Source organism: Flavobacterium sp. ST-158, assembly GCF_058309975.1.
In genome coordinates this window covers 271,007-293,837 of the sequence record NZ_JBZEEN010000002.1, presented here as the reverse complement: position 1 = coordinate 293,837, position 22,831 = coordinate 271,007, and the positions used below count along the sequence as shown (strand labels likewise).

Here is a 22,831-nt window from a genome sequence, read left to right as displayed (position 1 = left end):
CGCTTTTTAGTTGTTTTTAGTTTGCTTGTTTTTATTCATTACTTAAATTGGTTTATGATTACGTTGTTTAGTTCAAAAATTGAATTTGTTTTAACAACCGAAAGCGATTCCATTGGAAAATCCGGAAAAAATATTTCAGTCATTACTGTTGTTCCATTATCATAGAAAATCTCAATGGAAGTTTTATCAATGATTAATCTCACTTGAATGGAAGAGAAATCAGTTGTTATGGGTGCAGTAGAAATTTTACTGGCAAACTCATCAGAAAACACCTTCTGGCTTACCTTTTTTCTGTCAATATAGAAGACCTTCTCCTTTTTATTAATTCCAAACTGAAGGGTATTATTTTGGCTATTGGAAAGAACAAAATCATACTTACCATCTGCTTTCATATTGTTTATGGTAAAACTAATATCGAGTTTAGCCATATCTGCATCTGATTTATCAGCAATCAACCGCTTATTATTTACAATAATTGTCTTTTTCTTGATGGTTTTTGAAACATATTTATCCAATTCTTTCACTGGTATAGAAACCATTCGATAATGACCATCATTGTGAATTAGTTTTAACTCTCTGGCTATTGTCATGGCGCTTCTCCATGCTTTCGTAGGAACAGCTTGGGCATATTGCCAATTACTCATCCACCCGATAAATAATTTTCTCCCATCACTATCTGGAATATTGGACCAGGTTACACCAGCATAATTATCTTTGCCAAAATCTATCCAAAATGCCTCGTATTGTTTTAAATCATTGTAAAAGCTACTATCCACTGTAAAAGTTTTACCATCAAAATCCCCTACAAAATATTGGGTCGCTGATCCCCCATTTGGGCCACCTGGATTAATACTTTGTAACAAAACCCATTTTGATTCATTAGTACCTTCTACTTTTATTGGAAAAAAATCAGGACATTCCCATGGTGCACCGTGAACACCTAAGTCTTTTCCAAAGGCAGATGCTAATTCCCAATCAATCAAATTGGCGGATCTGTAAATTTTAGTTTCAATATCAGCAGCTATTACAACAATCCATTGATTATGAATTTCATCCCAAATCATCTTTGGATCTCTGAAATGTTTTAGGTTAGGGTTTTTAATAACTGGATTTTTATCATACTTTGTCCAAGTCATTCCTTCATCAAGTGAATAGGCAATTGACTGTGTTTGATAATCAATATTTCCTTCCTTTTCACTTTTTGCATCATGATTGGTATACATTGCCACAATAGGTGGATTTTCTAAACTTCCCAATCCGGAGGTGTTTTTGCTATCAACAACGGCACTTCCTGAAAATATATAGCCGTTTTCATCCGGATAAAGTCCAATTTTTTCTTCTTTCCAAGAGATCATATCTTGACTGGTTGCATGTCCCCAATGCATAGGTCCCCAAACAGTATCATCAGGATAATATTGAAAAAACAAATGATATAAACCTTTGTAAAAAAACATTCCGTTGGGATCGTTCATCCATCCACTTTTAGGAGTAAAATGGAAATTTGGTCGGTACAATTCTTCATTTGAAATTGTGACGTCTTTTTTAACTTGAGTAGTTTTACAACCAAGCATTGTCGTTAATAGCATAAGGCAACAGATTTTTCTTAAATTTTCATTTACTCCCATCTCACAAAAAATTATTTATTAATTAATCCCTCACTAACTTCTTCTAAAGAAATCCCTTTTGTTTCGGGCATCATAAAAAGAACAAAGAGTAATTGGAATACCATCATTATAGCAAAAAACAAAAACACGTTCCCTACACCAAAATTGGTAAACAAGATTGGTATCATTGAAGGAATAATTGCTGCTAATACCCAGTGTACAGAACTTCCGAAGGATTGACCTGAAGCTCTCAAATGATTTGGGAAAATTTCAGAAATAAATACCCAAATTACAGCCCCTTGTCCAATTGCATGAGCTGCAATAAAAGCAAAAAGAAAAATTGGAACTGCCATACCTGTCCATCCAAAGTAGAATGAAGCCGCTACCATCGATAAGGAAAAAATATACCCAATAGAACCAAAGAGCATTAGTTTTTTTCTTCCCAGTCTATCGATAAGATAAACTCCTATTAGCGTAAAAATTAAATTGACAAAGCCAATACCAATACTACTCATTAAAGCCGTTTTGGCTCCTAAACCTGCTTCTTCAAAAATTCTTGGGGCGTAATATAAAAATGCGTTAATCCCTGATAATTGATTAAAAGCGGCAATTAAGAATACCAAAATCAATTGAAAGCGATATTTTTTGATAAAAATATTCTCATGCGAAGCCGTATTGACACTATTCTTTTGTAATTCGTCCATGATGGATTGAACATCTTCCTTCGAACCAATTTTATCAAAAATAAGTCGAGCCTCCTCTGCCCTGTTTTTAGTAAACAACCATCTTGGACTTTCAGGAATTGTAAATGCCATTATCGAATACAATAGAGATGGAAATATCTGTACTCCCAGCATCCATCGCCAGGCATTCACTCCCACATCGCTTAATAAATAATTTGATAAGAAAGCACAAAGAATTCCCAGTACAATATTAAACTGATATAATCCCACTAATGTTCCTCTATCCTTGGCAGGAGAAATTTCAGATATATAGGCCGGAGCAGCAATAGTAGAAACACCAATACCTAAACCACCTACAAACCTAAAAAAGGCAAACACAAATGGATCATTGGACAAGGCCGTTCCGGCTGCCGAAATTGAAAATAGAATACCTATTAATAATAAGGTTTTCTTCCTTCCCAATTGATTAGTCGGGATTCCACCAAAAATAGCACCTATAACAGTACCCCACAATGCCATTGCCATTACAACGGACCCATGAAAAAAATCGCTCGAATGCCATAACTCCTGTAATGTTTTATCGGCACCTGATATCACTACTGTATCAAAACCAAATAAAAATCCTGCAAAGGATGCAATAATAGACCACTTAAATATTTTCTTGTTCATATTCAGATATTTTAATAATCCAAATATCCGAATCAATTACAAGTAAGCATTTTTGATTTGTTGCATATTCCTTCGTTATTGTATCCTAAGGCACAATCCCTTTATTTACAAGGCTTAAAGCCAATAAAAAAATAAATCTAAAAATCAAAATTCTAATATTGATACCAAAAATTATAATTTTTGAACCATTATCTGATAATATAAAAACATTATTAAAAATTAATATTCAGATAAATTTCAGATATTATTTTTTAATCCTTAATTTTTTCCATATTTAGTCATAAAGTGTTTCTGAAACTGTTAGAAATAAAGCCCAAAAACAGCATCATAACCTCATTTTTAACCATTTTTGTCATTGATTTGGACTTATTTTGGGTTCTGAATACATAGTTAACTTATATCATCAACTATCAAATCAACTCCATAAAAAAAAAGCAGACTATAGCTCGTATAATCTGCCTTCTCTAAACACCTAACTATTACTAAATACTAATTCACTTTAAAAACTTTCTTTAATACTAAAGAATAAAAATTTTAATTGATGATAATTTTTGCTTCAAAAAGTTCATTCCCTAAAAAACCTTTCATTAAATAAACTCCTTCCTTGGCTTTAACTCCATTATCCATGACGCCATCCCATTTTACAATATCATTTTCTTGGCTAAGTATTTTATTTATTTTTTTTACTGGAAAGCCATTAATATCAAAGATATAAGCAGCAACAAATATTCCTTCTTGAACCGTATTAAATTTAAAGTTAAAATCACTCGAAGAAGGATTTGGATATACCACCGGATGTAAAATAGCATCCTTAGATGCATCCCATTTTGCAACTGAAGCAGTACCGCCCCCCTGAATATTATATATTTTTAAATCTTTAGCTACTGCCGTTCCGCCTTGGGCATATAAATCTATTTGATTACTTCCCTCAGAAGGAAATGCACGAGTTGCAAAAGCCAATTCCTCATTTACAAACACCTCTATAACAGATGCGTCCACAAAAATTCGCCATCTGATATCGCCAGCGGGTAATTCATAATTGGAACTTTGAATAGTTTTTGGCACATCAGTCAGATTGGAAGATTTACTTCTGTCTACAACAAAACTTTTACTAGTAAGGTCATAATAAACCAATGTTTGCTCATTGACACTTAAATTAGAAAGCAATGAAAAACCAACTTTTGTAGCTGTTCCCGGATCCATTGTGGCTACAATTTCATATTGCGTACCACTAGCTCCATTCAAAACATTTGAACTATTTTGATTAAAAGAAATATTGGTAAAATTCTTAGAAGTTCCTCTTAAATTTAACACATTAGGATGAGGTACCTGAACAATTTTACCATTTACAAGGGTCCAAACTCGTGGCAAACTAAAAACATGTGCCCAGCCCTGTTGTTTGTTTTTTTCAGATGAAACATGGTCAGGAATTATTCCAATAGCTGTTAATTTCCCACTTGCATCAGGACAAATAGAAGGAGACAATAAATGGTTGATAACATCTAATTTTTGAGGGACTGCATTGTCCTTAATGAATTTAGAACCATCAAAAGTTCCTGTCCAATACAAGGCATTAGCACTTGGTAATTTATTTACCAGTAACACTGACTTCGAACCAAAATTATAATACACAGGCATTTCCCAAAAATCTCCCGTACCATCTACAGTAGGATTTCCTTCTAACATGGTTCCTTGTTGCACCCATTGCTTGAAATCATCAGAAACTGATTTATACAAGAATAGTCCACCTCTGGCAGTTCCGTTTCTTAATCCAGTACCTACCATCATATACCAATCGGAATTATTTTGAAAAACAAAAGGATCTCTAAAATCAGCATTGGCAATATTAGACGGCACTCCCGAAACAACTGGAATTCCGTTCTTAGTCCAGTTGTCATAAGGCGTGGTAGAAGTAGCCAGACCTATCGCTGCTTTTGCCTTATTAACACCTGTATAAAAGATATAGGGTGCTCCATTTTTTACAACTGCATGACCTGACCAAATACCTACTTCATCAAATCCTGGTTGCGGCCATAAAACTTGTGTTTTTTCCTCCCAGGACACTAAATCACTACTCACATAATGACCCCAGTTGATATGCTCTAAGTAGGGTCCATTATAATTACGCTGACTAAAAATATGGTATTTACCTCCTACATACATTAGTCCATGAGATTCATTGGTCCATCCGGCTGAAGGTACCAAATGATATTTAGGTCTGTGATTATCATTAGCATAACGTTCGGCAATTGGAATTCGTAAATCCGGATCTGAAACGGTCATTTTTTTATATTCATTCACAATTTCAGTATCCGTTAAATCTTTATTCCATAAAGCGACCTGATCAATTGCACCAGTCAGTCCATTGGTATCAAAACCGGCAACAGTTTTTGTTTTAGATCCTTTTCCTAAAAATACAGTGGCATTTTTATCCCACGCGAGATTACCAAAAGCAACAGCCATTGTTTTAATTTTAGTTCCATTCAAATAAAGTGAAGCTGAGCCAGCAAGTGTATTGATATTTAATGCAATAAAACTCCATTTTTTTAGCGGAATTTGTTGTTCTGAAATAATCTGAATTAACTCGGTACCTACTTTAAATTGCCCAATAATTCTTCCCCATTGATCAATTCCTAATGCTAGTCCCGAATTGTTCAAAGGATTTATATTTGAAAAAATGGAAGCATTCGTGTTTTCTGATAATTCATCTAAATCTTTTCTTTGCACAGGAAATGCCGCTGGCGCTACCCAACCGCTAACACAAACCTTGTTAGTAGGGAATGTTACATTTACTTTCCCTGAAGCCCAACCATAGAAACCATTAGTCCGCAAAGCCTTTCCTTCTAAACCGTTTATTCGCTCCGCCGAACCTGTTGGCCCATTTATACTGAAGGAGGCGTTTGTTTTACTTTCCGCTATAGTTTGTCCTGAGCTCTCATTAAATTTAAATAATAACATCTCGCTAGTAGTATTGGCAGGAGGTGTAACAGGAGGCTCTGTCGTAGTGTCTCTTTTTGATTTACATCCAAAAATAAAAATGGATATCAATACGGTTAAAATATACTTTTTCATATTAATTTTTTTAATAAAATTAACGAAGAAGTAGATTGCCGTATTTAAGTTTTGTTACTGAAATAAAAAAATAAAACAACAACAACAAAACCTTATATACCAGCAACTTAACGCAAAAAAATTTCATTTAATTAACCAAAAAAGAAATACTTTATAATATTGTTACATTAAAAAACCACTCATTTTTCACTTCTAAAATCTTTGGGACTTATAGCGTATTTGTTTTTAAAAGAGGTTGAAAAATAATTAGGTGAGGCAAAACCACAAGAATACGCAATTTCAGAAATATTCAAAGAAGTGGTTTTTAATAATTCTTTGGATTTTTCAAGTCTGAAATTAGTGATGTAATCACCTATTCCAATTCCTAATACAGCTTTCACTTTTCGGTACAACTGAACTCTTGAAATATTCAAACAACTTGCTAATTCCTCCACTGAAAAAGTAGAATTATCGAGATTCTTCTCTAATAGAATATTTATCTTACTTAAAAACTCCTTCTCAATTACTCCTAGCGAACCTACTTCAATTTCATCAATATTATTGGTATAATAATAACGTAATTTCTCGCGATTATACAATAATCCTTTTATTGATTCCATTAAAACCTTAAGATTAAATGGTTTCGTTAGAAATAGATCCGCTCCGGCTTCCAAGGATTTGATGTAGGTATTCTGATCGTCAGAGGCGGTTAAAATAATCGTTGGAATATGGGAAGTTAGCACATTCATTTTTAAGGTCTGACAAATTTCAAATCCACTTTTTTCCGGCAGGTTTAAATCACACAAAATAATATCAGGCATCACTTCTAAAGCTTTTTCGATAGCATAATAGCCATCACTTTTTACCACCTTATAGTCAACACTTAATTTAGAACTAACAAATTCTAAAAGATCAACATTATCCTCAATAACTAAAATGGTGTTTTTCTTCTCTGATAATTCTTCTGTAATTTCCTGGGCTTCTACATCTTCTTCAAAAACATAATTATCTTCTAAATTATCGTCCTCATAATTGTCGATAATTTGTTTCTTGTTTAGGTGTTCTGTTCCTAAGGGTAAGGTAATAGTAAATTCTGTACCAACATTCGAATAAACCTCAATGGTTCCTTTATGCAAGTCAATAAAACTTTTTGACAAGTTCAAACCGATCCCTGATCCATTTTTATAGTTGTTTGAACCTTTAAAAAAAGGATTAAAAATCTCTTTAATTTCGTTTTCAGGAATACCAATCCCGGAATCTTTGAATTTTATTATTACGGTGTTGTTTTCAATGTTTTTTTGAATCGCAATTTCAATGCTTCCACCATCCGGCGTGAATTTAAAGCTATTAGATAACAAATTATAATATACTTTATCCATTAAGTTTTTATCTAGATAGACTTCAATATTTTCATCATTTGTTGTAATTATATAATTGATTCTTCTCTTTCTGGCTTCTCTCTCAAACTCTTTGAAAATGCTCTTTGAAAACAACATTAAATTGGTTTTAGAAACTTTGATATTAAATTTTTTATCTTCAATTTTTCTAAAATCTAACAATTGGTTAATCAGACGCAATAATCGCATCGAATTATTATGCATGATGTCTAAATCTCTTTTTACATCCGTGTTTTTAGTCTTAAATTCTTCTTTCAAAGACTCTACACAACTTAAGATTAGTGTTAGAGGTGTTTTAAATTCATGTGATATTCCTGTAAAAAAATTGATTTTACCTTCGTTACTGATTTTTAGTTTTTCTGCAAATTTTTCAATTTGATTCCTCTGATTATCAATTTTTTTATTGGTAATCTCTAATTGTCTTTTCTTTTTTCGAATAGAAATAATGGAATAGGTACTAAAGATTGCCAAACAAAAAATAATCACCGAAAAAAATCCTAATAACTTCATTAAATTATAAAGTGTAATATATTTTTTTTCCTGACTATCAATCACATTTAACTGTGTTTCTATATTGGTTTGCTGTTCCGTTATCTTATCAAATTGGTTGCTCATTATATCAGCATTTAATGAGTCAATTAATACCGTGGCCAATTTATTATTTTTTGGAACTTCCTGTTTATTTGCAATTTTAATTGCCAACCTGATGGCTTCACTCCCACCTGTAGGATATAAAATGGTGGCTTTTAACTTCCCTTCTTTTACAGCCTGAATACCTCCGTCAGGCCCGTTTAAACCGTCAATACCAATAAATTTGATACTCTTTTCTTTTCCTTTTTGTTTCGCCACTTCCCATGCCTGAAGTGCCATAATATCATTAAAAGCAAAAACGTATTCTAAATTGGGTATACTATCTAATGCATTACTAAATTTATCGTTCAAAGAGCCTAAATTTTCTGCAGTAATACTTGTCTTTTTTATGTTAGGATATTGATTAATTATTTGCTTGAAGCCTAAACTTCTTTCCACACCCGGAGAAATATCGGTTGTGGCTTTAATTTCGAGAATATTCCCTTTGGCCTTAGCCATAGAAACAATATATTTTCCTGCTATTCGGCCTACTTCAACATTGTCAGCTCCTAAAAAAGCCGTAAAACTAGAAGTATTAACTTTTCTGTCTACAATAATAACAGGAATTGCCTTTTTATTTGCTTTTTCTAAAACAGGAACAATCGAGTCAGAACCATACGGCGCAACAATAATAACATCATAGTTATTATTAATCATTTTTTCAATATCCCTAATTTGATTTTTAGTACTATTATTGGCATTATAAACTGTTAAATCTACCTCCGGATGAAGAGAAGCTTCAACCCTCATGGTATTATCCATTGATTTTCTCCAACTATCATCTTCAGAAATACTCTGAGAAAAACCAATAGAAATTTGCCTCTTATCTTCTGAGTAATGGCTACACGAAAAGAATAATGCAATAAAACCTAATAAGAGTAGTAGTTTACTTTTTGTTAGCATACTAATTTAAAGCTGAATTAAAAGTTATTCTTGAACTAAAAATTGAATTTTCAAATTTATAGTTATTATTCCTTTAAAGTTACTTATTGTATTTTAATAATGATACAATTCTTTTGATTATGTTACCTCTTTTTAGCAAAACTTGTAAATGAAAGAATAAATATAACTATTTGCCTTTTTTAATAAATTTTGAATTATATACCCTATCAGTATACATAGGAAACACCTATTTTTTTTATATCCTGGTATATTTTTTTTTTTAAAATAATTGGACTAGGTCATTCATTAGGGAAGTTTTCATAGTTAATTAAAGTTGTTGAAATTTTAGTATTAAGTTATAAACAACCTCTTTAACATATAATACTAAGTCATCATTCCATCTTACTTCATATCTTTAATTTAAAAAGACTGTGCATTTATTCACTGTCTTTTCCTGTTCAAAAGAAAGTCTACCGTATTGACAAATTTATTAAGTGTTATGTACAAATAACACCAAGTACATTTTACTTTTATATAGATTTCATAACTGAATACATATAAAAACAAAGGTGTTCGATAGTAGAACACCTCAAGACATTTTGAATGAAACAATTTGCAATTCAGAAATCTATATTTTCAAAATCAAATTTAAAAAACTCGTAATTATCATTAAGAAAAGAAAAACAGAAACAACATAAAATGCTTCAAAAACATCAATAAACATAAGGTTTCACAAGCTATTTATCTAAGTTATATAAGGACATTAAAATAGGTATAAGGTGTTCGATTGTAATACCGATGGCTCCCTTTGAAACAAAGCCACAGTCCATTTGGAAATAAATTTTAATTTTTAACATTTTTACCTCAACAAGACATTAAACCAGTTTTATCAAATTTCAAAAATAATCTTACATGTTTATTTCAAAAACAGGCTAATTTCTTTAAATCCTGCATAAAATGGTTTGAAATTTGTATCGTAGGGGTCACAAGAAAAGATAACTATCATATAGTTGTCTCTTTTTTTCATACTCTAATATGTAGATTTTTCAAGCCTATACAACCTAGATAAAGAGTTTTTTTCTATTTTGGTTTATCGCAGGTTTTGATGTTAAATATAAAATAATTCCAAAATAGACTTAATACATTTTCTTTCACAAAAGCTAAGGCGAATTTCAAATAAATAAGCCATCGCAGAACTATCCATACATATTTTTTATCTCCGACATAACAAAGGTACTTTGGGTACTTCCTATACTTTCAACTGATCCTAATTTATTAAACACAAAATCTTGATAATGCTTCATATCTTTGACAGAAACTTTCATTAAAAAATCATAATCTCCTGAAATATTGTAGCATTCCACAATTTCTTCTATTTTCATAATATCGCTAACAAACTGATTCCCAATATTACGATCGTGCTGTTTAAGTTTGATATTACAGAAAACTATAAATCCTCGATTTAATTTTTCTTCATCAAGGAGTGCTATATACTTCTTAATATAACCATTGTTTTCCAATCTTTTAATTCGCTCAAAAACAGGCGATGCCGAAAGATTTACCATTTTAGCAAGCTCTTTTACAGTATATTTAGAATTATCATGAAGTATATTTAATAACTGAAGATCAATATTGTCTATTTGTTCCATAGAATATTTTATTTTAAAAAGGTCTAATTTATCCCTAAAAATAGAATAAAATTCTCCAAATATAACCAAAAACAATACAGAAATCTTATTTTACACAATTTAAAAACATAACATACTGCATCATTTATCTTCACAGTATAAAAATCTAAAAAGGCATTATTTTATAGCAGGGAGCGTTATCCTTGATACCCTTTATCGAAAAAAGATAAAGGGTCACATCATAAATCAAATTATACTTCTTTTCGTCGAGCCATACCTTGAGCAATGATGCTGGCGGCAATCAACTGCAAAGCATGGTAAAGCATGAGTGGCAGCAATACGATGCCGATGATAGTACTGTGCTGAAAAAGTATTTTTGACATAACGGTGCCGTGTACCAATGACTTTTTAGACCCGCAGAATAAGACAGTAATATGATCTTCATCTGAAAAACCAAGCAGGCGGCTGAGTAATCCGACACAAAAGAATACGGCAAAAAACAACGCCATCATCCCTACGGCGAGTCCAGCAAGTTCAAGGGCGCTGAAACCTTCAAAAAGATGTTCAGAAAATGACTTGCAAAACGACGTGTAAATAATAGTTAGAATAACTGCCTGATCAAAATATTTGAGCTGTTTCTTGTATTTTTCGGCAATGGCGCCGAAACGGGAATTGAGGCTTATGCCGATGATGACAGGCAGCAAGACTTGCAGAATTAACTTAATACCGATTTGAGTGACATCAAAATCGCCTGTTGCAGAAGCTATAAACAGCCCAACCCAGATCGGCGTAACCACTACTCCAATCAAACTGGAAATACTCGCATTGAAAATGGCTGCGGGAATGTTTCCCTTGGCGATGGAAACCATGACCACCGAAGAGGATACTGTAGACGGTAATGCTGCCAGAAAAAATACACCCAGCCAAAGCAGCTCAAAGCCGTTATTGACAAACAACGGGCGAAATGCCAAAACAATAAGCGGAAAAAATAAAAAGGTTGTCAACTGGACAACAATGTGCATTTTCCAGTTGGAAAGTCCAGCTTTTAGTTTTTCAACACTCAGTCGCATACCATAAAACAAGAAAATCAAGGAAACGCCAGCATTGGCAATCTCCTCCAGCGAAACAGGTTTTTTGACCATGCCTGGCTTTGGCAAAAAATAAGCCATCAAAATCATGGTGGCTATCATTAACAGGAAACCGTCGAAACCTGCTTTTTTTAATACTTCTGATAATTTCTTCAATGTGTTATAAATATTATTCCTCCGTGGAGGCACGGACTTCATTATTAATATATTTGAGACTAAATTCCAAGTTCTTTGCGTATAATTTCTGCTCCTGCACTTAAAGCACTTAACTTGCCTCTAGCTACTTTTCGAGATAGCGGGGCCATACCGCAGTTTGTAGAAGGGTAAAGATTTTCGGCATCGACAAACTCAAGAGCTTTACGCAGGGTATCAGCTACTTCTTCTGGTGTTTCGATAGTGTTGCTTGCCACATCAATGGCACCGACCATTACTTTTTTACCGCGAACAAGTTCCATTAAATTTAAAGGCACATTGGAGTTATGACATTCTAAAGACACCACATCAATTTTAGATTTTTGAATTTTCGGAAAAATTTCTTCGTATTGTCTCCATTCAGAACCTAATGTCTTTTTCCAATCATTATTTGCTTGTATTCCATAACCATAGCAAATATGAACCGCAGTTTGACAGTGTAAACCTTCAATGGCTCTTTCTAATGCTGCCATTCCCCAATCGTTTACTTCATCAAAGAACACATTAAAGGCAGGTTCATCAAACTGGATAATATCTACCCCCGCGTCTTGAAGTTCTCTTGCTTCTTCATTAAGTGCTTTCGCAAATTCCCACGCTAATTTTTCTCGGCTTTTATAATGGTCGTCGTACAAGGTATCCACCATTGTCAGTGGACCTGGCAATGCCCATTTTATAGGCTTATTAGTCTGTTTACGTAAGAATTTAGCATCTTCAACAAAAACTGCTTTTTGACGTATAACCTCGCCTACAACCACAGGAACACTCGCGTCATAACGGTTACGGATTTTTACTGTTTTACGATTTTCAAAATCTACACCGCTTAAATGTTCGATAAAAGTCGTCACAAAATGCTGGCGTGTCTGCTCGCCGTCACAAATGATATCTAGATCTGCCAATTGTTGTTCCTGCAGAGAAATGCGCAGCGCATCTTGTTTCCCTTCAAGCAGCTGATCACCTTCTAATTTCCATGGTGACCAGAGTTTTTCGGGTGGTGCAAGCCAGGCAGGTTTAGGCAAACTTCCAACAATAGAGGTGGGTAATAATAATTTTTTCATAGTAGTATAATATTAATGCGTTGCAATAAATTAAAGGATAAAATTAGCAGACCATTGTTCCAGGAGACTTTTGTAAGGCTTAATAAAATGCTCTTCGGCATATTTACCCTGTTCAACAGCCAGTCGGCTGCGCTCTTCGCGGTCATAAACCACGCGGGTCAGTGAATAATCTTCGTGTTTAAGATTAGGTTGATAGATTTTCCCAGCCACTGAATTTGCATTGTAAATTTCAGGGCGGTAAATCTTTTGAAAAGTTTCCATCGTGCTGATTGAGCTGATTAATCCAAGATCAGTATAATCAGTAAGTAGATCTCCGGAATGATAAAAAGCCATCGGTGCCACACTATTCGGAGGCATGAAAAAACGAACTTTTAAGCCCATTTTAGAGAAATATTCATCAGTGAGAGAATACTGATTTTGCAAATACTCAAAACCCAAAACCGGATGCTGATACTCAGTGCGAGTATAACTTTTGTTACTCGATACACTTAGACAAATAATCGGTGACATCTTAAAATGCTCTTTATAAGTGTCTGAACTCACAAAGCATTTATAAAGTTTTCCGTGCAAATCACCAAAGTTTTCAGGAATACAAAAATTAGATTTATTTTTATTGTGCTCGATCAATAAAATACTGAAATCATAATCACGAACATAAGAAGAAAAATTATTTCCAGCAATACCTTCGATACGCTGGCTAGTCTTGTGGTCGAAAATATTCGTTTTTAAAACTTCAATCAACGGCAGATTGTTAATACCATTCTTATCATCAATATTCATCGTTACTGTGATGATTTCAAGTTCTACAAGGTAGCGATCAGCTGTTGGATTATCTAAATGAGCCAATGCATTGAATCGATTGTTAATCATATTTAAGGCATTACGTAAGTTTTGTTGGCGATTATCTCCTCTAGCTAAGTTTGCAAAATTGGTTGTCAAACGCGTTTCACTTGAGGGGTGATAGTTTTCATCTAAACTAGTGCTCTTTAGAGTGAATGCAAAATCATTCGGGATTGTATTCTGAGTGTTTTCAATATGCTGCTTTTTGTCTATTCTCCTATCTTCTTGTATGTTCGCTCTCATCTGATGATAATTTTTAGTTTTTTTACCCTGCAAATTTGAATATAAAAGATTAAATATTTTTATTTATACTCAAATTAAGTTAATTATTCTTTTAAATTGTATTTAAAAAGATTATTAATCTTTAATAAAATATAATAATGAATGAAAACAGATAAATATTCTTTAGAGAACTAGGATATGACTGATTTGAAGTTTTCCATAGCCATTCAAGCCTCGAAAAACAAAACAAATAAATTTATATTTGTCAAAATTTAAGATAAACATAGTAATGAATTTGATAGAAAATTTAAAATGGCGCTACGCCACAAAAGCTTACAATAACATTAAAGTAAAAGAAGAAAAAGTCGATCAGATCTTAGAGGCTATAAATCTTTCAGCATCTTCTTGTGGTCTGCAATCTTATCGTGTTTTTGTTGTAAGCAATCCAGAAATCCAAAAGAAATTAGGTGCTGATTCGTTTAATGGACAGATTAGCTCTTGTTCTCATTTGTTGGTTTTTGCTGCATTCACTGATATAACTTCGAGTTATATTGACGATTACATGGCAATGACAGAAAAACAAAGAGGTCTTGATACTGGTGCCTTATCAGGATTTAAAAATGGACTTCATTCCTATTTCAGCGCTATTAACGCAGAACAAAAAGCCCTTTGGGCGGCCAAACAGGCTTATATTGCACTAGGAACTGCACTTATTGCTGCGGCAGAATTGAAAGTGGACGCCACTCCTATCGAAGGATTTAATGCCGCCACTATCGATGCCGTTTTGGGTTTGAAAGAAAAAGGGTTGCATTCTACAGTTATCCTAGCTCTAGGATATCGGGATTCGGAGAAAGACTATATGGCAGCTACGAAAAAAGTTCGTTTGCCTATAGATGAAATGATAACTAAAGTTTATTAATGTTATTAGATATGTTAATTATTACAATAAAAGTATACGTTCAAGCTTATAGACTTGATACTTTTTCTGCCACAAAAAGCTCAGGCAACTTATACAGTTTTTATCCTGCATAAGTTTTGTAACAGAATCATGGCGTATTGCATTATAAAAATTTAAAAGAGAATCTATGAGATAAGAGATAAAACAATTTTAAATTCACATAATAAATTATTTAAAATAAATAACTAAAACCAAAGCATAAAAAAACCCGTCTCTATTGAAACGGGTTTTTACTTTATATAAAAAGACTAATTCTTATACGTGTAATGCTCTATTATCAGTAGCTGCTAATGCTGCTTCTTTTACCGCTTCCGCAAATGTAGGATGCGCATGAGACATTCTTGAAATATCTTCAGCAGAAGCTTTATATTCCATAGCTACAACCGCTTCAGCAATTAAATCAGCTGTTCTAGCACCAATCATATGAACTCCTAAAACTTCATCCGTTTTAGCATCGGCTAAGATTTTCACAAATCCATCTAAGTCAGCACTTGCTCTTGCACGTCCTAAAGCTTTGAATGGAAAACTTCCTGATTTGTAAGCTACTCCAGCCGCTTTTAACTGCTCTTCTGTTTGTCCAACAGCTGCAACCTCTGGCCAAGTATATACTACTCCAGGAATTAAGTTGTAATCAATATGTGGTTTTTGACCTGCTAAGATTTCAGCAACCATAGTTCCTTCTTCTTCCGCTTTGTGAGCCAACATCGCACCACGAACAACATCACCAATTGCGTAAATATTAGGAACATTAGTTTGTAAATGATCGTTTACTTCTACTTGTCCTCTTTCAGTCAATTTAACACCAGCTGCTTCAGCATTTAATCCATCTGTGTACGGACGACGTCCTACAGAAACTAAGGAATAATCTCCTTCAAGAGTGATTACTTCCCCTTTAGCATTTTCTGCTTTTACAGTCACCACATCACCAGCTCTTTCAACTGATTGTACTTTGTGAGAGGTGTAGAATTTCATTCCTTGTTTTTTCAGAACTTTTGTCAATTCTTTAGACAAAGAAGCATCCATTCCTGGAATAATTCTGTCCATGAATTCCACAACCGAAACCTGAGATCCAAGACGTAAATACACTTGCCCTAATTCGATACCAATAACTCCACCACCAATGATTACCAAGTGTTTTGGTACTTCAGGTAATTTTAAAGCTTCAGTAGAAGTAATGATTCTTTCTTTGTCTATTTTAATAAAAGGCAAAGAAGAAGGTTTAGAACCTGTAGCAATAATTACATTTTTAGCTTCGATAGTTTCAGAAGTTCCATCAGCTTTTGCAACAGCAACATGAGTAGCATCTACAAAAGATCCCAATCCTTCCAGAACTGTAATATTATTTTTGTCCATCAAATACTTTACTCCACCAGAAGTTTGGTCTACAACGGCTTGCTTACGAGCAATCATTTTCTCTAAATTTACTTTCACTTCTCCAGAAAGTTCAATTCCGTAATCCTCAAAATGCTTAATTTCAGCATAATGATGAGAAGAAGACAACAAAGCTTTTGAAGGAATACATCCTACATTTAAACATGTCCCTCCAAGAGTGGAATATTTTTCGATAATGGCTGTTTTGAAACCCAATTGTGCACAACGAATAGCTGATACATATCCGCCTGGTCCTGAACCAATGATGACAACGTCAAATGAACTCATAGTATATTTTTTATGTATATTATTATTTTTTGCGATTACAAAATTAAGGAATTAAGTTTTGTTTAAAGTTCAAAAAATAAGATATTTTGTTAGGTTTTTACAACCAAATTATAACTGTGATTTAATAACCCAGAATAAAACTTTTTTATTTTTTTGTAAAACAGAATCAATTTTTATCATACTCTCATTAGACACAGCAGGACATCCCCAACCTTCTGGAGTTCCATTTGGATATACTTCACCATCAGGAACTTCTTCCCAGGAATGCAGTACAATAGCACGTTTTAATGCATTAGAATTGCTTGTATCTTTTCCTTCTAGCAAATAGTTTACCTTAATTCCCCATTGGCTTACGCCTCTATTCAAAACAATATATTTACCAATAGAGGAACAATGAGAATCTACTTGATTGCTAACCGCTGCATCCTCTCTGGTATATGTTGCGCCCCAAACGGAGTCCCCGCAACCATGACTCACCAAGAACGATTGTAACCGTTTTTTATCCTTGAAATCATAAATAAAAAATCTTTTTAAGCCCGAATGTAAACCTAAATCAACGAGAATAAACAACTCTTGATTGAGATTCATTTCCATGCAGTATTGCTGGGCTTCCTTGAAATATGCAGTGTAATCAATACTTTTTCTATGCTCAATTATCTTTTGCGGTTTCTGTTTAACTTCCGCTTTCTGTTTTTGACAACTAAGCATCATCAGTATTCCTGTTATAAAAAATATAATCTTTTTCAACATATATTTTAGTTTCTATTTAGAATTACGTTTTAGTACTCACACCAATAGAAAGCAATTTACATTTTTAATTTATAATTTTCTTACATATTTTTAATATATTTATCCTGTTTAAAAAACAAGTAAACATAAAAAACCATGAAATATTTTTTACTATTATTTACTTTAATTACCTCAAACTTACAAGCACAAGACATTCTAAAATTTGACAAAAGAAATGTAGAATGCGAAGACAAATGGGTAGCCTATCCCCTAGACAAAGAAGGTGCTTATAATTTTGGCTTTATCTATTTTGATACTCAAGCTGGATTAACCCTAAACTACGGCGGAAAATTTAAAATCGATGAAAATGGTAAATTTAATCTTGTTGCCAGCCAAAAAAATCAAACTAATGAAATGAAGATTAGGTTGAATCCTGACCGATTGGCCATTGCCGAAATTCCCGAAGAAAAACTCAAAGAACTTGCTGTTGAAAAAACACCAAAATGGCTAAGTATTTATAAAGGAGATGAAAATTCCATCAATAGATTGTACCGCCGCGGATTCATGTATAATGCCGGAAACGAATGCGAAACAGCATTAACTTATTTAGTGAAGGCAGATAAAATTGATCCCAACTTTAGCGGATTACAAACCGAATTAGCTTTTTCATACAATGCTTTAGGCAAATATAATCAAGCCGAAAGCTGTCTTAAAAAAGCCATAGCGCAGAATCCTAAAGATTGTTACACTTACAAAGAATTAGCTTATGCCTATACCAAACAATTTAAAATAGATAAGGCTATTGAAACCTTCAACAGCATGAGCAGCCTTTGTGCCGAGAAAAACTATATTGGAGAAACGGCTTATAATCTGGCTTATATCTATTTTACAAATAAAGACAAAAGCAATTTTGCCAAATGGAAATTAGAAACCGAAAAATGGTCCAAACCAGAAGACCAAATAGCTAAAAATCTTGTACAATTAGAAACTGAAATCAATAAGTAAAGTGGAAAAGATAATTCCAATTTTATATCTGTATCGCTCAAAAAGTTGATACCCTAAATAAAAATAATTTAACCATCAACGAAATTCACTTTTCAATCAATTCAAAAACAAATCAAATTCCTTTAATCAACAAAACTTTTGAAAAACCCAACAAAATTGAAGATTACTTTTTTGAGATGGATAATCTAATGGAAAAAAAACACAGCTACAAAAAAGGATTGTTACTTTATATCAGCAATAACACAATAGATTCTTTTGAGATTACTGGAAACATATATGTATTTACTTCAAAAAATATAAAGATTAGTAACCAAATTTATAGTTTAAAAAGATAATTTCCAATTAGTTATACTAATCGAAAAGATTCCGAAATCAAACTAAATTATGAGAATTGCGATTGCTACTTTTTAATTAAATACAACAATAAAAACATGATTACAAAAATAGGACTCTATCAACCATAAGAATATATTTTGAAAATACATATTAATCATTTTTTATTTATCTTTTTGACAATTTTATATATTAAAAAGACAATGAAAACTGCATTAATCAATTGCCATAAATTAAAACTAATGTAATTTACTTTTTGCCAAAAAGTCATGCTTCCCAAACTCCAATATGCCCCCTTACTTTCTTCATAGGAATCTTCATAGCTCATTAACATCAACCCTAGAAAAATATAGACAACCAAATCAAAGACAATTAATCCAATTCCGATTAGTACATTTTTTAATGTGAAAAAGTGTTTCATTACTAATTAGGTCTAATTGTTTTGGAATTTTTTATGGCTACAATCTCGCCATTTAATGAGACTGTACTATTGATTATGCTAAACATTGCGGTAAAGTATTTTCCTTATTTGCTGCCTTTTAATGGATCATTGCTTGTAAATTTAGTTTCGACAAATGTTACAATTTCCGGATCATATTTTGTTAAGTCTTTTTCTCCCCATTTTGGATTCAACCAACTCAACCCCGATATTAATTCTTGAACAACTAAATAAATTGTAATAATTTCAATTTCCTTTATCTCAATAAACAATACCATTACTTTACCAGTGTAATAAAAAATTAATGCTAAGAATAAGTTGTAAAGAGATTTGAATATTACAAGCAAATAACCCTGAGTAAAGTAATACATCCCATTACTATTGACAAACTTTTTATGGATAACAATTTTCGTTACCTCACGATATTGGCGTATTTTTTTTAGTCTTTTACTAAAGTCGGTAATAAATTCATAGGATTTTCGACCAAACCATAACAGCAAAGCAAATATTGCACTTCCCAATATTCCTTGTAAAATTGGATTTAACTCTTTTGTCCATTCTGAAATATTTTCTAACATTCTATGTTCTCTTTACGGTTGTTTTAAATAGCTACGAAATAATTTATATGTAAAATTAATTAATACTGTTTGTTTCCAAAAAATATGTTATGTACTTATTTATTTCTATACTTAAATATTATTATTTCAAACACAAGAGCAAATTTAAAGATATTTCTTAAACAAAAAAGAGCTAAACTCCTTAAATGAAGAATAGCTCTTTTTACTATTGCAATTGTATTTTGATTTATTTATCTCAAACAACTCTTTAAAATAGAAACAGGATGCTGTGCCTTTCGGCTGGTTCCGTCAAAAATTTGATGACGGCATGAGGTTCCTGCTGCTGCAATGGCTACGTTTTCATCTGTTGCTCTAACTTTTGGAAATAAAGTATCCTCTCCCATTTTCATACTAATATCATAATGCTCTTCTTCATAGCCAAAAGAACCGGCCATTCCACAACAACCCGAATTATAAATAGTCACCGTATTATTTTTAGGTACATTCAACATTGTAAAAGTAGCTTCCACCGCACTCAGCGATTTTTGATGACAATGTCCATGAATTTTTATCTGCTTTTCGTTGGTAGAAAATTGTCCCGCATGAATGTGTCCTACCGTGATTTCTTTCTTAAAAAACTCTTCAATAGTCAAGACGTTTTTAGCTAGTTTTTGAGCTGCTGGTTTATCTTCAGCCAAACGCAAATATTCGTCTCTAAAAGTCAATATAGCCGAAGGTTCAATCCCTATTAACTGACAATCATCGGTAATTATTGGTGCAAAAGTCGCCACATTTTTCACAGCTAACATTTTAGCTTCTTCCAGAAAACCTTTTGATAAATAAGCCCTTCCACTCTCTTCGTGCTCTACCGTAATGACCTCATAACCTAAGGCAGTCAACAATTCGAAAGCATCAATCCCTACATTTACATCATAATAATTAGTAAACTCATCGCAAAACAACACCACTTTTCCATTTGGATAGCTTCCGTGTTTCGGTTTATTTTGACTTAACCACTTTCTAAATGTTTGTTTAGCCAAATGAGGTACTGTTCGTTCCGGAGCAATTCCCATGGCTTTTTTAACCAGCGGAAGATTCGAAATCGTATTGGTCAGCGACGGAAAAAGACTTCCCATTTTATTCATTTTAGCATTATTGGCAAAGAGTTTATTGCGCAATGAAAAACCATTAGCTTTTTGGTATTGATACAAAAACTCGGCTTTTAAGGTAGCCACATCCACATTGGAAGGACATTCACTGGCACAAGCTTTACAACTTACACACAACTCAAAAACCTCATATAATTCCTTATGATTGAATTTATTTTCTTTATCCGAATGCGTTAAATATTCACGCAACGCATTCGCACGGGCTCGAGTCGTGTCTTTTTCATCACGGGTAGCGCGATAACTTGGACACAGGGTTCCTCCTGCTGAAGGCAATTTTCTACAGTCCCCAGAGCCATTACATTTTTCGGCTGCTCTTAAAATTCCCAAACTATCCGAGAAATCCTGAATGGTTTTGATATCGGGTTCTACCCTGCCCGCTTCAAAACGGAAATTTTCATCCATTTTTAAAGCATTCACAATTTTCCCCATATTCAAAACTGAATTAGGGTCAAATGCCAATTTAAGTCTTTTGAGCAATTCATAGTTTTTTTCGCCAATCATAAAAGGCAAAAACTCTCCTCTTACAATTCCGTCTCCATGTTCCCCACTCAATGAACCGCGGTATTTTTTAACTAAATGTGCAACCTCCGTAGCAATATTTCTAAATTGGTAAACGCCTTCTTTAGTCTTTAAATTCAACACCGGACGCAGGTGTAATTCTCCCGCACCGGCATGAGCATAATAAATCGCTGACTGTCCGTGACGCTCCATCATAGCCGAAAAATCAGCTATATAATTTGGTAAATCGCTCAACTCTACTGCAGTATCTTCAATGGAGTCGGCTGCTTTATCATCGCCCACAATACTTCCTAAAAGTCCCAATCCTGCCTTGCGCAATTCGTTTACTTTTTCAATATCAGCCCCATATAATTTTACCGAAGCATAACCAAAACGGGCGGCTTCTAAATCTCTAATTAAGTCATTTGCCTGTTTTTCGGCTTCGTCCATACTGATGTAGGAAGCTAATTCAAACAGCATAATCGCTTTAGGCTCACCCTGAATAAAAAAACGGTTTTTACTCTGTTCTTTATTCTGTTTGGTACAATCTAAAATAGTATCGTCAATCATTTCACAGGTGTACAAATGGTGTTTCATAGCCACCATAACTGCTTCTAAACTTTCCTGAATACTATCAAAGTGTGTTACCACCATAATCGAATTCGACGGTGGTAAATCATCTACTTTTAGGGTCACTTCTGTAGTAATAGCCAAAGTTCCTTCACTTCCGCAAAGTAATTTTCCCACATTAATTGTTGGTTCAGTTCCGCCAAACAAATCTGATTTTAATAAAATATCTACTGCATAACCAGTATTACGTCGGTGAATTTCAGGTTTTGGAAACTCTTTTACAATTTCCTGTTGGTTGGCTTCATTAGACAATTCTTCGTAAAGCTTTCTGTAAATGGCACTTTCTAGAGAGTCACCTTTCGTTTTTTCGATGAATTCCGCTGAACTGATTGTATTAAAAACCGCTTTGGATCCATCAGCTAGGACAGCTTTAATTTCCACAATTTTATCGCGGGTTACCCCGTAACGAATAGAAGTAGTTCCCGATGAATTATTTCCTACCATTCCACCAATCATACAACGATTAGAGGTCGAAGTATTAGGTCCAAAAAAGACGCCGTATGGTTTGAGATACAAATTCAATTCGTCGCGAATTACTCCCGGTTGTACAGTAACCGTTTTTGCATCAGCATCATAACCTAAAATGCTTGTAAAATATTTAGACACATCTACTACGATTCCATCCCCAATGGTTTGTCCGGCCAAGGAAGTTCCAGCCGTTCTGGGAATTAAAGTAGTTTTGTTTTCGTTGGCATATTTAACCAATCGAACAATATCTTCCACCGATTTAGGCAAGGCCACTGCCAAAGGAACAATACGATAAGCCGAAGCATCCGTAGCATATAAGGTTTTATGAAGATTATCAAATAAAAGTGTTCCTTCTAAGGATTCAGCAAGCTTTATTAAATGTTGATTCAATGCCATGTTATCTAGATTCATCCGTTAAAAACGAATATCATTTTTTTATTAAGTA

The 22,831-nt window shown here is 33.4% G+C and carries 15 protein-coding genes; 2 read left to right on the top strand and 13 right to left on the bottom strand.

What is annotated here, in order from left to right; all coding sequences use genetic code 11:
* Nucleotides 1-38: 38 nt before the first annotated feature.
* The 8 genes from AC4FRF_RS05705 to AC4FRF_RS05670 all read right to left on the bottom strand — a co-directional run bounded on the left by AC4FRF_RS05705 (nt 39) and on the right by AC4FRF_RS05670 (nt 13,962).
* The gene (locus tag AC4FRF_RS05705; RefSeq protein WP_491158523.1) at nt 39-1,586 is read right to left on the bottom strand and encodes a glycoside hydrolase family 32 protein; all 1,548 of its coding nucleotides are present in this window, start codon (nt 1,584-1,586) and stop codon (nt 39-41) included.
* A gap of 50 nt (nt 1,587-1,636) precedes the next feature.
* Nucleotides 1,637-2,956: a sugar porter family MFS transporter gene (locus tag AC4FRF_RS05700; RefSeq protein ID WP_491158522.1), complete on the bottom strand. Its 1,320-nt coding sequence runs from the start codon at nt 2,954-2,956 to the stop codon at nt 1,637-1,639.
* A 534-nt stretch (nt 2,957-3,490) separates the two neighbouring features.
* A complete protein-coding gene (locus tag AC4FRF_RS05695; protein WP_491158521.1) occupies nt 3,491-6,028 on the bottom strand; it encodes a glycoside hydrolase family 32 protein in 2,538 nt (845 codons plus the stop codon).
* 179 nt (nt 6,029-6,207) lie between these two features.
* Complete coding sequence (locus tag AC4FRF_RS05690) at nt 6,208-8,937, bottom strand: substrate-binding domain-containing protein (RefSeq protein WP_491158520.1); 2,730 nt, start codon at nt 8,935-8,937, stop codon at nt 6,208-6,210.
* Between the two features lie 1,175 nt (nt 8,938-10,112).
* Nucleotides 10,113-10,565, bottom strand: coding sequence for an Lrp/AsnC family transcriptional regulator (locus AC4FRF_RS05685; RefSeq protein WP_491158519.1), 453 nt, complete (start codon nt 10,563-10,565; stop codon nt 10,113-10,115).
* 230 nt (nt 10,566-10,795) lie between these two features.
* Nucleotides 10,796-11,788 carry a bile acid:sodium symporter family protein gene (locus AC4FRF_RS05680; RefSeq protein ID WP_491158518.1) on the bottom strand — a complete coding sequence of 331 codons (993 nt, stop codon included), beginning with the start codon at nt 11,786-11,788 and terminating at the stop codon, nt 10,796-10,798.
* A gap of 59 nt (nt 11,789-11,847) precedes the next feature.
* Nucleotides 11,848-12,879: a methionine synthase gene (locus AC4FRF_RS05675; protein ID WP_491158517.1), complete on the bottom strand. Its 1,032-nt coding sequence runs from the start codon at nt 12,877-12,879 to the stop codon at nt 11,848-11,850.
* 30 nt (nt 12,880-12,909) lie between these two features.
* Nucleotides 12,910-13,962: a DUF1852 domain-containing protein gene (locus AC4FRF_RS05670; protein ID WP_491158516.1), complete on the bottom strand. Its 1,053-nt coding sequence runs from the start codon at nt 13,960-13,962 to the stop codon at nt 12,910-12,912.
* A 268-nt stretch (nt 13,963-14,230) separates the two neighbouring features.
* Between AC4FRF_RS05670 and AC4FRF_RS05665 the strand changes: the two genes are divergently transcribed.
* Nucleotides 14,231-14,860, top strand: coding sequence for a nitroreductase family protein (locus AC4FRF_RS05665; protein ID WP_491158515.1), 630 nt, complete (start codon nt 14,231-14,233; stop codon nt 14,858-14,860).
* Nucleotides 14,861-15,154: 294 nt separating this feature from the next.
* Here AC4FRF_RS05665 and lpdA read toward each other — a convergent pair whose 3' ends face one another.
* Nucleotides 15,155-16,558 (bottom strand): dihydrolipoyl dehydrogenase, encoded by a 1,404-nt coding sequence (lpdA, locus tag AC4FRF_RS05660; RefSeq protein WP_491158514.1) that lies wholly within the window; start codon nt 16,556-16,558, stop codon nt 15,155-15,157.
* A gap of 108 nt (nt 16,559-16,666) precedes the next feature.
* A complete protein-coding gene (locus AC4FRF_RS05655; protein WP_491158589.1) occupies nt 16,667-17,266 on the bottom strand; it encodes a murein L,D-transpeptidase catalytic domain-containing protein in 600 nt (199 codons plus the stop codon).
* A 177-nt stretch (nt 17,267-17,443) separates the two neighbouring features.
* Between AC4FRF_RS05655 and AC4FRF_RS05650 the strand changes: the two genes are divergently transcribed.
* A complete protein-coding gene (locus AC4FRF_RS05650) occupies nt 17,444-18,292 on the top strand; it encodes a tetratricopeptide repeat protein (protein WP_491158513.1) in 849 nt (282 codons plus the stop codon).
* 490 nt (nt 18,293-18,782) lie between these two features.
* Here the strand turns inward: AC4FRF_RS05650 and AC4FRF_RS05645 are convergent, their stop codons facing one another.
* From AC4FRF_RS05645 to AC4FRF_RS05635, 3 genes are all read right to left on the bottom strand, one after another.
* Nucleotides 18,783-19,046 carry a hypothetical protein gene (locus AC4FRF_RS05645; RefSeq protein WP_491158512.1) on the bottom strand — a complete coding sequence of 88 codons (264 nt, stop codon included), beginning with the start codon at nt 19,044-19,046 and terminating at the stop codon, nt 18,783-18,785.
* 104 nt (nt 19,047-19,150) lie between these two features.
* Nucleotides 19,151-19,642, bottom strand: a complete 492-nt coding sequence (locus tag AC4FRF_RS05640; protein ID WP_491158511.1) for a hypothetical protein — start codon at nt 19,640-19,642, stop codon at nt 19,151-19,153.
* A gap of 230 nt (nt 19,643-19,872) precedes the next feature.
* Nucleotides 19,873-22,797, bottom strand: coding sequence for an FAD-binding and (Fe-S)-binding domain-containing protein (locus tag AC4FRF_RS05635; protein WP_491158510.1), 2,925 nt, complete (start codon nt 22,795-22,797; stop codon nt 19,873-19,875).
* Nucleotides 22,798-22,831 lie beyond the last annotated feature (34 nt).